13 protein-coding genes are annotated in these 14,368 nt (G+C 65.2%); 3 read left to right on the plus strand and 10 right to left on the minus strand.

Going from position 1 to position 14,368, the window contains the following annotated elements:
- Positions 1 to 258 precede the first annotated feature (258 nt).
- From ABIA90_RS20195 to ABIA90_RS20235, 9 genes are all read right to left on the minus strand, one after another.
- Positions 259 to 1,428: a Gfo/Idh/MocA family protein gene (locus ABIA90_RS20195; RefSeq protein ID WP_354122064.1), complete on the minus strand. Its 1,170-nt coding sequence runs from the start codon at positions 1,426 to 1,428 to the stop codon at positions 259 to 261.
- 50 nt (positions 1,429 to 1,478) lie between these two features.
- A complete protein-coding gene (locus tag ABIA90_RS20200) occupies positions 1,479 to 1,793 on the minus strand; it encodes a septal ring lytic transglycosylase RlpA family protein (RefSeq protein WP_071910599.1) in 315 nt (104 codons plus the stop codon).
- Positions 1,794 to 1,895: 102 nt separating this feature from the next.
- Positions 1,896 to 2,741 (minus strand): CmcJ/NvfI family oxidoreductase, encoded by an 846-nt coding sequence (locus ABIA90_RS20205; RefSeq protein WP_354122063.1) that lies wholly within the window; start codon positions 2,739 to 2,741, stop codon positions 1,896 to 1,898.
- Positions 2,742 to 3,094: 353 nt separating this feature from the next.
- On the minus strand, positions 3,095 to 4,033 hold the full coding sequence (locus ABIA90_RS20210; protein ID WP_354122062.1) for an ABC transporter substrate-binding protein: 939 nt from the start codon (positions 4,031 to 4,033) through the stop codon (positions 3,095 to 3,097).
- A complete protein-coding gene (locus ABIA90_RS20215; RefSeq protein WP_354122061.1) occupies positions 4,030 to 5,130 on the minus strand; it encodes an LLM class flavin-dependent oxidoreductase in 1,101 nt (366 codons plus the stop codon). Before ABIA90_RS20215 ends, ABIA90_RS20210 begins: the two co-directional genes overlap by 4 nt.
- A 29-nt stretch (positions 5,131 to 5,159) precedes the next feature.
- Positions 5,160 to 6,332 (minus strand): acyl-CoA dehydrogenase family protein, encoded by a 1,173-nt coding sequence (locus tag ABIA90_RS20220; protein ID WP_354122060.1) that lies wholly within the window; start codon positions 6,330 to 6,332, stop codon positions 5,160 to 5,162.
- The gene (locus ABIA90_RS20225; RefSeq protein ID WP_354122059.1) at positions 6,326 to 7,123 is read right to left on the minus strand and encodes an ABC transporter ATP-binding protein; all 798 of its coding nucleotides are present in this window, start codon (positions 7,121 to 7,123) and stop codon (positions 6,326 to 6,328) included. Before ABIA90_RS20225 ends, ABIA90_RS20220 begins: the two co-directional genes overlap by 7 nt.
- Positions 7,117 to 8,139: an ABC transporter permease gene (locus ABIA90_RS20230; RefSeq protein WP_063981662.1), complete on the minus strand. Its 1,023-nt coding sequence runs from the start codon at positions 8,137 to 8,139 to the stop codon at positions 7,117 to 7,119. Before ABIA90_RS20230 ends, ABIA90_RS20225 begins: the two co-directional genes overlap by 7 nt.
- Complete coding sequence (locus ABIA90_RS20235; protein WP_354122058.1) at positions 8,117 to 9,220, minus strand: ABC transporter substrate-binding protein; 1,104 nt, start codon at positions 9,218 to 9,220, stop codon at positions 8,117 to 8,119. Before ABIA90_RS20235 ends, ABIA90_RS20230 begins: the two co-directional genes overlap by 23 nt.
- A 475-nt stretch (positions 9,221 to 9,695) precedes the next feature.
- Here ABIA90_RS20235 and ABIA90_RS20240 point away from each other — a divergent pair, with 475 nt between their 5' ends.
- Entirely contained in the window at positions 9,696 to 10,676 is a 981-nt protein-coding gene (locus ABIA90_RS20240; RefSeq protein WP_354122057.1) for an ABC transporter substrate-binding protein, read from the plus strand.
- Between the two features lie 128 nt (positions 10,677 to 10,804).
- Here the strand turns inward: ABIA90_RS20240 and ABIA90_RS20245 are convergent, their stop codons facing one another.
- Positions 10,805 to 11,284: a hypothetical protein gene (locus tag ABIA90_RS20245; protein ID WP_354122056.1), complete on the minus strand. Its 480-nt coding sequence runs from the start codon at positions 11,282 to 11,284 to the stop codon at positions 10,805 to 10,807.
- A gap of 338 nt (positions 11,285 to 11,622) precedes the next feature.
- Between ABIA90_RS20245 and glgC the strand changes: the two genes are divergently transcribed.
- Together glgC and glgA are read left to right on the plus strand one after the other, a co-directional pair.
- Positions 11,623 to 12,885, plus strand: coding sequence for a glucose-1-phosphate adenylyltransferase (gene glgC, locus ABIA90_RS20250; protein WP_354122055.1), 1,263 nt, complete (start codon positions 11,623 to 11,625; stop codon positions 12,883 to 12,885).
- A complete protein-coding gene (glgA, locus tag ABIA90_RS20255) occupies positions 12,882 to 14,345 on the plus strand; it encodes a glycogen synthase GlgA (protein ID WP_354122054.1) in 1,464 nt (487 codons plus the stop codon). The genes glgC and glgA overlap by 4 nt, the downstream gene beginning before the upstream one ends.
- The last annotated feature ends 23 nt before the right edge of the window (positions 14,346 to 14,368 follow it).

Genomic DNA, 14,368 nt, shown 5'->3' on the forward strand with positions numbered 1-14,368 from the left:
GCTGTCCCGTCCGCTTGACCGCCATCGCTACCCTCCAAGGCTTTGCCCTAGGGAATCACAATTGACGAATTACGCAACAGGCCCCTTGTGGGAGAGGGTGGCTAGCCGCGTAGCGGCGAGACGGGTGAGGGGTTATCTCCGCAAGCACATATCTTACGTTCGAACTCGCGGAGAGAGACCCCTCATCCAGCGCTTCGCGCCACCTTCTCCCACAAGGGGAGAAGGGATGGCAGCGTGCCTGCGGTCTCTTCAGCGGCCCTACAACACCACCCGCCGTCCCTCCTCTGCGGCCCAATAGCCGGCGTAGTTCACCTTGATCGTCTCATACGCCAGCGCCAAGTCCGACAGCGGCTGCCTCCCGCTCGCGGCGCATTCCATGAAATCCTGGATCTCCTGGAGATAGCCGCGTGTCCACTCCTCCTCGAGGCAGACATATTGCCAGCCGGTTTTGCGGTCGACCTTCTCGGTGATGTAGACGCTGGCGAGCTTCTCCTCGCTGGTCTGGTAGCTCATCAGATGCGTGTTCGGGGTGATGTTGGCGAACAGCGAACCGCCGGAGGTGTAGGTTTCGATCAGATTGCGCACGCCGCCCATGATCATGTCGCCGGAAAACACGGTCGCCTTGGTGCCGTCGGAGAAGGTCGCCGTCAGCGTGCCCCAATCCTCGACATCGACCGGATTGGCCTTGATGTAGGTGCGCTCCTCGGGTTTCAGGACGGCCGTGACGTTGCCGACATCGCCGGTGACGCTGGCGACACGGATGTTTTCGCCGCGCGCCCTGGCCTCCACCTGCTTGAGATAAAGCACGGCCGAGAGCGGATGGCAGCCCATGCGGATCAGCGAGCCGCCGCCGGTCATCGCCCATTGCGCGGCATGCGCGGCGTGCGAGCCGGAATGACTCTCCTCGCCCTTCATGAACAGGATCTTGTCTTTCGTCGCCCTGATGATCTCTGCGGTCTTGGTCACCGCCGGCGCGTAGATCCAGTCCTCGGCATACATGAAGAGTTTTCCGGTGCGCTCGATCGCGGCGCGGGTCGCGTCCATCTCCTCCAGCACCCGCTCATACATCAGCGCCTTCGGCACATGCTTGCCGATCGGCTGCGCGTCGCCTGCCCGGCCGAAATAGCCGGCGAACGGCTTTTCGCAGATCACGTGCTTGCCGGCCTGCATGCTGGCGACAATCATGTCGGCATGGAGATTGGGCGGGGTGCAGATGTCGATGACATCGAGCTCGCGGTCCGCGATCAGTTCGGCGAAGCTGCGATAGACCCGCGGAATGCCATGGCGGCCGGCGAATTCAACGACATGATCGCCGCGCGCCGCGACCGCCGCGACCTCGACATCCACACCGTAGACGCGGCGGAACGCATACATGTGCAGCTCCGACACGAAGCCGCAGCCGACAAGCCCCACCCGAATCCTGGCCATAGCGCCCCCCTTAGCCTTGCGTTGGGCGGCACTATAGCGCGACGACCAGCCTATTCCACCGAGACCCGCACCACGCCGGCGCTCATCATACCGAGCGCTTTGGCCGCCGGCACCGAGAGATCGACGATCCGGCCGCGGATAAACGGGCCGCGATCATTGACGCGGCACTGAATCGACCGGCCACCGTAGGACACCGTCAGCACGCTGCCGAACGCGCGCGTGCGGTGAGCGCAGGTCAGTTCGCCGCCCTTACCGGCTTTTCCGTAACCGTAGTATGAGGCAAGCCCGCTTTCGGCTTGCGCGACAGAAAATGCAGAAAGCGAAAAAGTGGCCAGACTGAAGAAAAGCGTCGTCTGCGTTCGCACGGCACCGCTCCCGGTTGCCCTGCCCGGCGCTGCAAACGTCGATTTGTTCCGGTAAGTTCCAGGAGCACTGCCGGGCGCGCCCGGCAGTGCCATCACACATTGTTACTGTTTATGGAACACCAGCGTGCGGACCTCGATGCTTTCGCGCGGCGCCGCATCGGCCGGCGTGGTCGGATCGACGAAGGCCGTATGCGGCCCGAACCGGGTCCGGCCGTCGGTTGCGGAATCATAGCACTTGAGCAGCAGCGCCTCGTCCGGCGTCATCTCGGGAAAATAGAACCAGCGGTGGTTCGGATTGTATTTCACCGAATAGGTCTCGCCGCGGCGATTGGGATAGATCAGATCGGAGGCGACGAGATCGTCGGGCGCAACCGTCGTGCCGTCTGCCATCGCCAGCGGTGAATCGCGCAAGGGTCCGCGGATCGGCCGCCAGAGGTTGATCACCTGCACACGCCCCTTCAAAAGCGCGTCGGCTTCGTCGGGCAGATGCTCGCGCACGCGGTTGGCGCCGGAGACGGCGGTCTGGTCGACATGCACGCGCGTCGCAGGCTGGCGCGGGCCGCCGTCGCGAATATCCGCCGCCCCCTCGACACGCCTGCGCACGGTGTGATCGAAAATGAAGACCCGATCGGCCTTCAGCGTCGCGCGCAGGAACGCCTCGACCGCGGGGTAGTAGACCGTGCGGATTTCCTCGTCGTTGTAAAAATCCTTCACCTGCGTCGGATGCCGCACCAGCGCAAATCCCTCGCGGTCGAGCGAGATATTGTTCGCGATCAGCCGCGCATCGAAGATCGGGACCTGATGCGGCTCCGGCAACGACGTGCTCTTGGGCTCGCCCGGCGGCGGATCGAAAGCATAGGTGCGCGGCTTGCCCGAAACCGGCGCGAGGTAGTTGAGTTCAGCAGTGACGAAGGGAAGCGATTCGATTTTTGTTTCTTGCAGGCCCATGGCCGGTCTCCCGATGTGGTCGTCTGAATGATTTTTGCGGGGATGCGGCGCGGTGCAAGGGAGGCGGTGTAAATAGCAATGGGGCTGTTGTCGGGAGTTCGAAATGCAGAAGGAATGTTTCGAGGAAGGCGATTGCGCTGGAAACGTCCTTCTTTTCTCACGATCCCTTGAAGCGCCCGTGAGAGCGTTCTTCCTTCTCCCCTTGTGGGAGAAGGTGGCGCGAAGCGCCGGATGAGGGGTATCTATCCGCGAGCTCCATCGCGAGAGGTGAGTACGCGGAGAGAGACCCCTCACCCGTCTCGCCGCTACGCGGCGAGCCACCCTCTCCCACAAGGGGAGAGGGAAAGCGCGCACTACAGCCCCGCCTTCGCAATCGCATCGGCAAAAGACCGATCCACGATCTCGGCCGCATCGAGCTTCTGCTTGATCAGGCCCCAGCGGAAATAGAGGTCGATCGTGCTCTGCTCGTCCGCGACCACGCCGTCGTCGATCGGCGCGATGCGGATCTTTGCGCGCGACAGCCAGTTCTGCGGCACGGCGGTCGGGATGTTCATCAGCTTGCCCCAGGTCGCGGCATAGCTGTCGACGTTGCTCAGCGACCATGCTCGCGCTGCCGTGAGGCGACGGATGAAGTCCGTCAGCTCCGCGCGCTTGTCGCGGATGGCGTCGGGCCGTGCGACCTGGAAGCTCAGCCCCGGCGTCAGGCCCTCAGAGGTGATGACGCGGCGCGACTTGAACAGCACCTCCTCCTGGCTGACATAGGGCTCCCAGGTCGACCATGCATCGACGGAGCCTTGCGTATAGGCGATCTTGGCATCGGACGGCGCCAGGAACGCGATCTGCACATCACTTGCGCTCCAGCCGTTCTTCTCGAGCGCGGCGAGGATCAGCTGATGGCCGATCGAGCCGCGGCCGGTCGCGATCTTCTTGCCGCGCAGATCGGCGAAGCTCTTGATCGGCGAATTCTCGGGCACGAGGATCGCGAGTCCCTCGCGCGTCTGACGGATCGCGGCAATCGCCTTCACCGGCGCGCCGGAGGCGGCGGCGAAGGTGAAGGGTGCATCGCCGACGATACCGGTCTCGATCGCGCCGGCGCTGAGCGCTTCCAGCAGCGGTGCCGCCGCCGGAAACTCCTTCCACTCGATCTTGTAAGGCACGTCCTTGAGCACGCCCGCCGCTTCCATCACGGCCTGCGAGTTGCCCTTCTGGTCGCCAACGCGCAAGGTGGTTTGCGCCGCCGCGAGCTCCAACGAGCCGAACAGCAGCGCACCGGCCAGCATGAGACGGATCATTCCGCCGCCTCGCCGCGAACGGCCTGGCGCTTGGCGACCAGCTCGCGTGTCAGCGGGATCAGCTCGCGGCCATATTCGATGGCGTCGATCAGGGGATCGAAGCCGCGGATCAGGAAGTGGCTGATACCGAGATCGTAATAGTCGCCGAAGACTTCGGCGACTTGCTCGGGCGTGCCGACCAGCGCGGTGGTGTTGCTGTTGGCGCCGGTGAGCTTTGCGATCTCGGTCCAGAGCCGCTTGTCGATGCGGCTGCCCTGGTCGGCAAGCGAGAGCAGACGCCGCGCGCCGGCCGTGGCATGGCCGTCGGCGGGCTTGCGGTAGCCGGTCTTGTCCTGGAGCGCGGTGGCGCGCGCCAGAATCTCTTCCGCCTTCTCCCAGGCCTGCTTCTCGGTCGGGGCAATGATCGGCCGCACCGAGAGGCTGAAACGCGGCGTCGGCCGTCCCTGGCGAACCGCCGCGTTGTGGACGCGAGAGGTGACGTCGCGCACCTGGGCATAGGATTCGCCCCACAGTGCAAAGGTGTCGGCATGCTTGCCGGCGACCTCGATCGCCGCATCCGAAGCGCCGCCGAAATAGATCCGGATGCCCTCGGGGCGATACGGCTTCACCTGCGAGAATGCGTTCTCGACCTGGTAGTGCTTGCCCTTGTAGGTGAACGGCTTGTCGCTGGTCCATTCGAGCTTGAGGACATCGAGGAACTCGGAGGTGCGGGCATAACGCTCGTCCTTGTCGTCGAGCGTGTTGCCATCCTGCCGAAGCTCGGTCGCATTGCCGCCGGTGATGACATGCAGAGCGACCCTGCCGCGCGAAAACTGGTCGAGCACGGCGAACTGGCGCGCCAGCAGCGTCGGCGCAGTGAAGCCCGGCCGCTGCGCGATCAGCACATTGAGGCGGTCGGTGACGCCCAGCACGTGCTGGGCAATCTGGAGCGCGTCCGGCGTCGTCGAATGAAACGCCAGCAGGGCGCGGTCGAAGCCGGCATTCTCGTGCGCCTTCGCCACCGTCTCGATATGGGTGGGGTTGAGGACCGGCCCTTCGCGAACGACGGTCTCGGACGAATTGTTGTTGCTGATGAAGCCGATGAACTCGATCGACATGATCGTCTCCCTGTTTGTTTTCCTGAAAGCTAGAGGCCCAATGCGGCGCGGCCGAGGCCGGTGCGGGTCGCATCGTCCTGCGGCGTGTGCACGCGGCCGCACAGCACGTCGCGATAGTGCCGCTCCAGTGGATTTCTGCGGGACAGGCCGTGATTGCCGGTCAGCGATAGTGCATCCTCGACCACGGCGACGGCGTTGTTGGTCACCGTCAGCTTGATCACGTTGGATTCGCCGGTGGAGAGAGCGACGCCGTCATCGAAGTCGCGGGCGAACGTCTCGATCAGCCGCGCATTGACCGCGAGCCTGGCCTCGATGGCACCGAGAATCTCCTGCGCCCGCGGCAAGGTCGCAAGCGGCGCGCCGAGGCTGGCGGGGACGCGCTGCTTCAGGAACGAGACGAACCAGTCGCGCGCGGCGCGGGCAATGCCGTCATAGATCGCGGCAACGAACACCGTGTGGACGGTCGCCTGCGCGACGTCGGGCGCACGCCACTCCGAAGGCCTTCGGACATCGACCTCGGCATCAAGCGGGATCACGACGTCGTCGAAGATGACGTCGTGGCTGCCGCTGGCGCGCAGGCCATGATGATCCCAGGTCTCGACGATGCGGGTGCCCGGCAGCCCCGCCGGCACCAGGAACTGGCCGACGCGCGGCTCGGCTTCGTCGGTCCGCGCCCAGACCAGATACCATTTCAGGATCGGCGACCCCGTCGAATAGATCTTGTGACCGGTCAGGCGCCAGCCGGTCTCGGTGCGCCGCGCGATCGTCGCCGGCAGGCCGCCGCGCGCGGGCGAGCCCAGCTCGGGCTCGACGCGGAGCGCGTTCACGAGCGCGAGGCCCTCGACGCTCTCACGCGCAAGCTTGCGCGAGAGCTTCGCCGGCCAGGTCGGGCTGCGCCCCATCACCAGATGGTTGATGTAGTGCATCGACAGCACCAGCGCGGTCGAGGAATCGGCCTTGCCGATGATCCCGATGACCCGCGCGGCATATCGCGCGCCCGCTCCGGCCCCGCCATGAACGGCCGGCACCGTCAGCGACAGCAGGCCCGCCTCGGACAGCTCGCGAAAATTCTCGAAGGGAAAGCTGCCGGTGCGATCATGCTCGGCTGCACGCGCAGCAAAGCCTTCAGCCAGCGCCTCGGCGCGCGCGATGTAGTCGGGCTCGCTATGGGCCGCCCGGCCCTTGGCTACGGACGTTACCATGTGGCGTCTAACCCCAGGAGACCAAGAATCTGGCGGCGCAGATCCGCGAGATATGGATCGCCGCGATGGCGCGGATAGGGCCGGTCGACACGGATGTCGGCCTTCACCCGCGCCGGGCGGTCGCTGAACACGATGACGCGGTTGGCGAGCACCAGCGCCTCCTCGGCGTCATGCGTCACCAGCAGCGTGGTAAAGCCCTTGCGCTGCCAGAGCGAGACGAGCTCGGCCTGCATGGTGATGCGGGTCAGCGAGTCGAGTTTGCCGAGCGGCTCGTCGAGGATCAGGATTTTTGGATCGTTCACGAGCGCGCGGGCGAGCGCGACGCGTTGCGCCATGCCGCCGGAGAGCTGATGCGGATAGGCATTGCGGAACGACGACAGCCCAACGAGATCGAGCGCGTCATCGACACGCTTCCGCTGGCTCTTCAAAATGCCCTGGGCCTCGAGGCCCAGGGCGACGTTGTCCCAGACCGACCGCCAGGGAAACAGGGTCGGATCCTGGAACACGACCACACGCGAGGGATGCGGGCGGGTGATGCGCACCTCGTCCTCGCGGAGCGTTCCGGCCTTGGGCTTGTCGAGGCCGGCGACGAGCCGGAGCAAGGTCGACTTGCCGCAGCCGGAGGGGCCGAGCAGCGCGACGAACTCGCCCGGCTCCACGGAGATGCTGACGTCGCTGAGAACAGGCAGCTCAGTGCCATCGATATCGAAGGCGTGGCTGACCTGCTCGATGTCGAGCGCGGCGCCGGCGGCCGGCGGCGTGACCTCGGCCAGTGCGGTTGCGGCTACCATTTCACGGTCCCCTTCTGCCAGACCAGCAGGCGATCGCGGATGGCGAACAGCAGCGTGATGGCGCCGGAGCAGAGCAGCGACATCACGATCAGCGCCGCATACATGTTGGCGTAGGCGGCCCAGCCCTGCGCCCATTGCAGGTACCAGCCGAGACCGGCCTTGACGCCGATCATCTCGGCGACGACCAGCACGGCGAAGGACGAGCCGAGGCCCATGAACAGGCCGACAAAGACGTGCGGGAGTGCCGCGGGGATCGCGACCTTCAGCACCAGGAAGGATGGCTTTGCGCCCAGCGTACGTGCGACGTCGTAGTAGGCGTTGCTGACGCTCGCGACGCCGGACCAGGTCAAGACGGTGACCGGGAAGCCGGTCGCGAGCGCGATCAGGAAGGTCGAGGCGCTCCAGCTCGACGGGAACGTGAAGAAGGCGATCGGCAGCCAGGCGGTCGCCGGCAGCGGGCCGATGAAGCGGAGCACCGGATGCACCCAATAGCCGACCGCGCGCGACCAGCCGATCGAGACGCCGGTCAGGAAGCCGACCGTGGCGCCGATCAGATAGCCGCCAAGCTGGAGCTTGACCGAGGCGAAGACGCTGTCGAGCAGCTTTGGCAGATCGTCGGTATAGACCTCGATGATCGACTGCGGCGGCGGGAAGAACGGCAGCGGCAGCCAGGCGAATTTTGCGGTGGCAACTTCCCACAGCGTCAGGAATGCGCCGAGCGCCACGAGCCAGGGCGCGCGCTGGCGCAAGGCCTTACCGGCGGAGCCGAGGTAGTCGGCGCCGACGGTGCCGAACAAGGCGATTGCGGCAACGATGAAGGCGGCGATGCCGAGCGAGTGCGTCCGCGACCAGTCGCCGACATCCTCCCACCACAGGCAGGACAGGCCGAACGCGATCCACGCGACGCTGGCGAGAATGCCGACGCCGGATTCCCGGACCCAGCTCGCAAGAACCGGCGCGCGCGAGAGGCGCGGCGCGCCGGAGGCGAGGCCGTCAGACAGCGAATACGTCGACATAGATGCGCTCCGCGAATTTGGCGGTATCGGTGCTTTGCTTGAAGACCTGGACGCTCTTCAGATCGTCGGCATAGGCCTTGAGCTCGCGCTTCAACACCTCACCCACGGGATGATGATGGTGGGTGTGGTAGCGCACCATGCCCTCGATATCGGCGAGTGATGCCGTCTTCGGCGCATAAGGCTGGAACGACTTCGCCGTTACGGTCGGGTTCTGAGCGGTGAACATCGCGGCATCGAGCAGCGCCTGCGTCAGGGCGCGCGCGACCTGCGGCTCCTCGCGCACCAGGCTGCCGCGCAGGCCGAGGATGCAGCAGCTCTTGTCGCGATATTCGCCGTCGAGGTTGGAGGCGACTTCCTTGTACTGGGTGTCCTTGAGCCAGAGATAGCCGAGCGGATCGGAGGACAGGAAGGCCTGCACCTCGCCCTTCTCGACGGCGACGGTGAGCAGGTTGCCGGGATAGGCGCGCCAGTCGACATCCTTGACCGGATCGATACCGAGCTTGGCGAGCTGAATGGAGAAGAAGTTCTTGTCGGGGCCACCGAGGTCGCCGACCGCGACGATCTTGCCCTTGAGGTCGGCGAGCTTGCTCACGTTGGAGTCGGCGCGGGTCAGGACGCGCATGCAGCCGCCATGGGTGCCGGCGGCGATCTTGACGTCAAAGCCCTGCTCCAGCGGCTTCAGCCAACGCAGCGCCATGCCGAGCCCGGCATCGCTCTTTCCCGTCGCGATCGCCTCGAGCAGCTGATCGGTCGAGCCCGAATAGTTGATGAGCTCGATGTCGAGATTGTGCTTCTGGAAGAAGCCGTGCTCGATGGCGACGGGCACCGGGGCGAGACAGACCGCGCCGGCGTTCCAGGAGAGTTTCAGCTTGCGCGGCGCGCCGGTGAGGACGGGGCCATCCGCGGCCGTCCGGCACAGCGGAAACTCAGAGAGATCGACACCGGGCGCGATCGCCTGTGGCGCAAAGGCCTGGGCTGCACCAAAGGCACCAAGCGGCGCGGCGAATGCCGCCGCAAGCCCCGCCTGCAGCAAATGACGCCGGTCGAGGCCCGATCCGCTGCCCTTGTTGTCGTTGCCCATCAGTCCCCACTCCTGCGCTGGCACAGCTCCGCCATTCACGCAACGTCTCGCGTTGCGCATGTTCCATGTGGAGCTGCGTTGAGAGAATAATTTCGCCGGCGCTTCCCGCGCCGCTTTGATGCGATGCGCAAATCATGCGGCGCGCCCGTCGCATCGTCAATGAAATGGAATTTCGAATGTGGCGCGAAGCGAGGTCATTCTCTCCATCAGCGCATGGGACAGCGATGAAACGATTTTCGTTGCTGCATCATCTTGCAAGGATACGCCGCGACTCCGCGGCCTGCATCATTCTTGCGCATCTCCCGCCGCGCACGCGGTGCGTTCTCGAAAGCGGCGCTGCGCTGAAACGTCATTGCCCGACGCATCTGCAATACGGATAGCCATTTCATTGACTGCGCATCGCGCCGTCATAGACTTGATCGTCTCGCTGCATCGCTCGCTCACGCGTCGTGGGCAAAGCAACAAGACAGGCTACATGAGCATCAACTCCGACGACCATTCCATCACACGCCGGCTCGCAGCATCGCTGTTCGCCGCAGCCATCACCTTGTCGACCGCGGCCGCCTCGTTCGCGGCCGACACCGTCGTGCTGCGCGTCGGCGACCAGAAGGGCGGCAACCGTTCGCTGCTCGAAATCTCCGGCTATGCGAAGGACCTGCCCTACAAGATCGAATGGTCGGAATTCCCTGCCGCCGCTCCGATCCTGGAAGCGCTGAACGCCGGCGCGCTCGACGTCGGCTATACCGGAGATCTCTCCTTCCTTTCGGTCTATGCGGCCGGCGCGCCGATCAAGGCAATCGGCGGCACAAAGTCGGATGCGAAGACGCAAGCGATACTCGTGCGCCAGGATTCGCCGATCAAGTCGGCCGCCGATCTCAAGGGAAAACGCCTCGCCGGCACCCGCGGCGGCTGGGGCCAGTTCCTGATCGACGCGACGCTGGAGAAAGCGCAGATCAAGCTGGAGGACGCGACCTTCGCGCCGCTCGGCCCGGTCGACGCCAAGATCGCACTCGTCGCCGGCTCGATCGATGCCTGGGCGGTGTGGGAGCCCTACGTCTCGTTCGCGACGCTGAAGGACAAGGCCCGCGTGATCGCCGACGGCGAAGGCCTGACGCCGACCATCACCTTCATCGTGGCCTCCGACAACGCCATCGCCACCAAGCGCGCGGCGGTGCAGGACCTCGTGCAGCGGCTGAACAAGGCACGGCTGTGGTCGCTCGATCATGTTGCCGAATACGCAAAGAGCACGGCCGAGCTGACAAAACTGCCGGAGGACGTGCTGCTGTCGGCCTACACCGCGCAGCGCACCAGCCCGATCGTGATCGACCAGAACGTGGTGAAGGAGGTGCAGGAAGCCTCCGACCGCTCGACGCGCTACGGCATCCTGCCGAAGACGCTCGATGTGAGCAAAGCCGTCGACCGCAGCTTTACAGCCGCGGCCGCGGGGTCAAACTAGCGCGGGGCGCGGCGGGATGCGCAAGTCTAGCCTCAAGGCCGGCCCGCTGCATCTCGTCGCGATCGTGCTCGCGCATCTCGCCTGCATGAGCCTGATCGTGTGGCTCTCGCTCTAGCCGCGCAGCGTCCTTACCAATATCCGCGATCATAGGCCCGGTACGGCCGGTAGTAGCCGTAGCGAGGGCCGTAGTATGGACGATAGGCTCGATAGCCGTAGTAGCTGGGACGCGCGTAGTAGCCGCCATACCCATAGCTCGGCCCGTAGCCGCCGTAATAGGCCGGCGCATAGCCATAGGACGGAGCGTAGCCATAGCCGTAGCCCGAGCCATAACCAGAACCACCATAACCGCCGTAATATGGGCCGCCGCCATAGTAACCATAGGGCGCGCTGCTCGCGATGGCACCGCCGATGATTGCTCCGGCGAGGAGGCCTCCTGCGCCCCATCCCCAGCCACGGCCGCGCCAATACACCGGGGTGACATCGTCACCAACGGCAGCCTTCATGGTCGCGACGTTGGTCGGCAGCGGAGCCGCCGCCGCCTGCTCGATTTGGCCGGCCATCACCGCGCCCGCCAGCGAACAGGCAATTGCCGTTTTCCAGATACTCATCGTCTTGCTCCCTGTCTGACGTTTTGCTTGGAAAAGGATCGCAAGGCCATGATCGGGCATCCTTGCCCCAAGTCAAAGCCTCCGAAAGTCACAGCCTGCATTGCGTGCACCGCACAAGAATACAAGCGCATGCCTCGATTGTGGTCCGGCCAACGCCAGCGCCCGCACGGGCATGACACCGGTGCGACGGAGCCACAGGCCACAGCAAAGCATTAAGCTTCCCGGGCGTTCGCAACCAACAAGCACCTTCCCGATTTACTATTCGTACCGTTACTATCGGTTCCAATGTGCGCGGCCGGGAGGCTTCTCGCAAAGCGCCAGAGGTGTGGGAGGATGACATGAGTGCCGCGAGACCCGAGCCGCTTGCCCGTCAGGCGCTGGCGTTCGTCCTGGCCGGCGGACGCGGCAGCCGGCTTCTGGAACTGACCGACCGGCGCGCCAAGCCCGCGGTCTATTTCGGCGGTAAGTCCCGCATCATCGATTTCGCGCTGTCCAATGCGGTGAATTCCGGCATCCGCCGGATCGCGGTCGCGACCCAGTACAAGGCGCACAGCCTGATCCGGCACCTTCAGATGGGCTGGAACTTCTTCCGCCCCGAACGCAACGAGAGCTTTGACATCCTCCCGGCCAGTCAGCGCGTCTCGGAGAACATGTGGTATGTCGGCACGGCGGATGCGATCTATCAGAACATCGACATCATCGAGTCGCACAACGCACGCTTCATCGTCGTGCTCGCCGGCGACCACATCTACAAGATGGACTACGAGGTGATGCTGCGCCAGCATGTCGACAGCGGCGCCGACGTCACGGTCGGCTGCCTCGAGATGCCGCGCCAGGAATCTTCCGGCTTCGGCATCATGCATGTCGACGAGAACGGCTGGATCCAGCAGTTCCTGGAGAAGCCGGCCGATCCGCCGCCGATGCCGGGCAAGCCAGACGTCTCGCTCGCCAGCATGGGCATCTACGTGTTCGATACGAAATTCCTGTTCGACCAGCTCAAGCGCGACGCCGAGGATACGAACTCCAGTCACGATTTCGGCAAGGACATCATCCCCTATATCGTCAAGAACGGCCGCGCCATCGCGCATCAATTCTCGACCTCGTGCGTACGCTCGGGCAGCGATCCCCGCGCCTACTGGCGCGATGCCGGCACGGTCGATGCCTATTGGGCGGCCAATATCGACCTCACCGACGTCGTGCCGGAGCTCGACCTGTTCGACCGCGCCTGGCCGATCTGGTCCTATGCGGAGATCACGCCGCCCGCCAAGTTCGTCCATGACGAGGAGAGCCGGCGCGGCCAGGCCGTGAGCTCGCTGGTCTCGGGCGGCTGCATCATCTCCGGCGCCTCGCTGCGCCGCTCGCTGCTGTTCACCGGCGTGCGCGTCAACTCCTACGCCACTGTCGAGAACGCCGTGATCATGCCCTACGTGAACGTCGCTCGCGGCGCTCGCTTGAAGAACGTCGTGATCGACCGCGGCGTCGAAATCCCCGAGGGGCTCGTCGTCGGCGAGGACCCGGAGCTCGACGCCAAGCGCTTCCGCACCACCGAGCAGGGCATCTCGCTCATCACCCAGACAATGCTCGACAGGCTCAATACATGACGCCTGTTCGCGTCCTCGCGGTCGCCTCCGAAGTCTACCCGATCGTCAAGACCGGCGGCCTCGCGGATGTCGCCGGCGCACTGCCGCTTGCTCTGAAGGCGCACGGCGTCGAGATGCGCACGCTGATGCCGGGCTATCCCGACGTGATGCGGATGCTGGGGGGAGCCGGCGAAATCCGGCGCTGGCCGGATTATTTCGGCGGCCCGGGCCGCCTGCTCGCGGGCTCGCATGACGGCCTCGACCTGTTCGTGCTCGACGTGCCGCATCTTTACGCGCGACCGGGCAATCCGTACGTCACCCCTGAGGGCGTCGACTGGCCGGACAATGGCCTGCGCTTCGCCGCGCTGTCACGTATCGCCGCCGACATCGGCCACGGCCTCGTCCCCGCGTTCGTGCCCGATGTGGTGCACGCCCACGACTGGCAGGCGGGGCTTGCGCCCGCGTATCTGCACTATGACAACCGTCCGCGGCCGGGCACCGTGATGACCATCCACAACATGGCCTATCAGGGCAAGTTCGATCGCACGCTGACAAGCGCGATCGGCCTGCCCGCGGCGGCGGCGTTCGACGTTCACGGCCTCGAATATTTCGGCGGCATCAGCTTCCTCAAGGCGGGGCTTCAACTCGCCGATCGCATCACGACGGTATCGCCGACCTATGCGCAGGAGATCCAGAGCGATGAAGGCGGCATGGGGCTCGGCGGCCTGCTGCGCGAACGCGCTGATGTGCTGAGCGGCATCCTCAACGGCATCGACACCGACGTGTGGAATCCGCAAACCGATCCGCACATCGCCTACCGCTTCGGCGCGGAGGACCTCACGTTCCGGGCCGCGAACAAGGCGGTGCTTCAGCAACAGTTTAATCTCGATTCCTCGGACGAGGCGCCGCTGCTCGGCGTCATCAGCCGCCTGTCCTGGCAGAAGGGGCTCGATCTCCTGCTCGAGGCCATTCCGACCATTTTGGGCGACGGCATGCAGCTCGCACTGCTCGGCAGCGGCGATCGCGATCTCCAGGATCGCTATCAGGCCGTCGCCCGCGCGAACCCCGGGCGTATCGGCGTCGTGATCGGCTATGACGAGATTCTGGCGCACCTGATCCAGGCCGGATCGGACGCCCTCATCGTGCCCTCGCGGTTCGAGCCGTGCGGCCTGACCCAGCTCTACGCGCTGCGCTACGGCGCCGTCCCGATCGTGTCGCGCGTCGGCGGCCTCGAAGACACCATCGTCGATATCGGCGAGGCCGACACATCGGACCGCGACGCGACCGGCTTCAAGTTCGCGCCCGTCACCGTGGAGGCCCTCACCGGCACGCTGCGCAAGGCCAACACCGCCTTCCACAACAAGGCGACCTGGCGCCGGCTGCAATTGAGCGGCCTTGCGACCGACGTCTCCTGGCGCAACCGCGCCGGCGACTATGCCGTGCTCTATCGCGATCTCATGGCGGCGCGCCGGACCTCATGATCATCACCGAATCCATGCTATAG

The organism is Bradyrhizobium sp. LA6.8, assembly GCF_040547935.1.
Lineage (GTDB): Bacteria > Pseudomonadota > Alphaproteobacteria > Rhizobiales > Xanthobacteraceae > Bradyrhizobium > Bradyrhizobium barranii.

What these genes read in the sequence shown, in the direction of transcription:
- ABIA90_RS20195 (WP_354122064.1), bottom strand. Translation starts at nt 1,428, where the DNA reads ATGGCCAGGATTCGGGTGGGGCTTGTCGGCTGCGGCTTCGTGTCGGAG.
- ABIA90_RS20205 (WP_354122063.1), bottom strand. Translation starts at nt 2,741, where the DNA reads ATGGGCCTGCAAGAAACAAAAATCGAATCGCTTCCCTTCGTCACTGCT.
- ABIA90_RS20210 (WP_354122062.1), bottom strand. Translation starts at nt 4,033, where the DNA reads ATGATCCGTCTCATGCTGGCCGGTGCGCTGCTGTTCGGCTCGTTGGAG.
- ABIA90_RS20215 (WP_354122061.1), bottom strand. Translation starts at nt 5,130, where the DNA reads ATGTCGATCGAGTTCATCGGCTTCATCAGCAACAACAATTCGTCCGAG.
- ABIA90_RS20220 (WP_354122060.1), bottom strand. Translation starts at nt 6,332, where the DNA reads ATGGTAACGTCCGTAGCCAAGGGCCGGGCGGCCCATAGCGAGCCCGAC.
- ABIA90_RS20225 (WP_354122059.1), bottom strand. Translation starts at nt 7,123, where the DNA reads ATGGTAGCCGCAACCGCACTGGCCGAGGTCACGCCGCCGGCCGCCGGC.
- ABIA90_RS20230 (WP_063981662.1), bottom strand. Translation starts at nt 8,139, where the DNA reads ATGTCGACGTATTCGCTGTCTGACGGCCTCGCCTCCGGCGCGCCGCGC.
- ABIA90_RS20235 (WP_354122058.1), bottom strand. Translation starts at nt 9,220, where the DNA reads ATGGGCAACGACAACAAGGGCAGCGGATCGGGCCTCGACCGGCGTCAT.
- ABIA90_RS20240 (WP_354122057.1), top strand. Translation starts at nt 9,696, where the DNA reads ATGAGCATCAACTCCGACGACCATTCCATCACACGCCGGCTCGCAGCA.
- ABIA90_RS20245 (WP_354122056.1), bottom strand. Translation starts at nt 11,284, where the DNA reads ATGAGTATCTGGAAAACGGCAATTGCCTGTTCGCTGGCGGGCGCGGTG.
- glgC (WP_354122055.1), top strand. Translation starts at nt 11,623, where the DNA reads ATGAGTGCCGCGAGACCCGAGCCGCTTGCCCGTCAGGCGCTGGCGTTC.
- glgA (WP_354122054.1), top strand. Translation starts at nt 12,882, where the DNA reads ATGACGCCTGTTCGCGTCCTCGCGGTCGCCTCCGAAGTCTACCCGATC.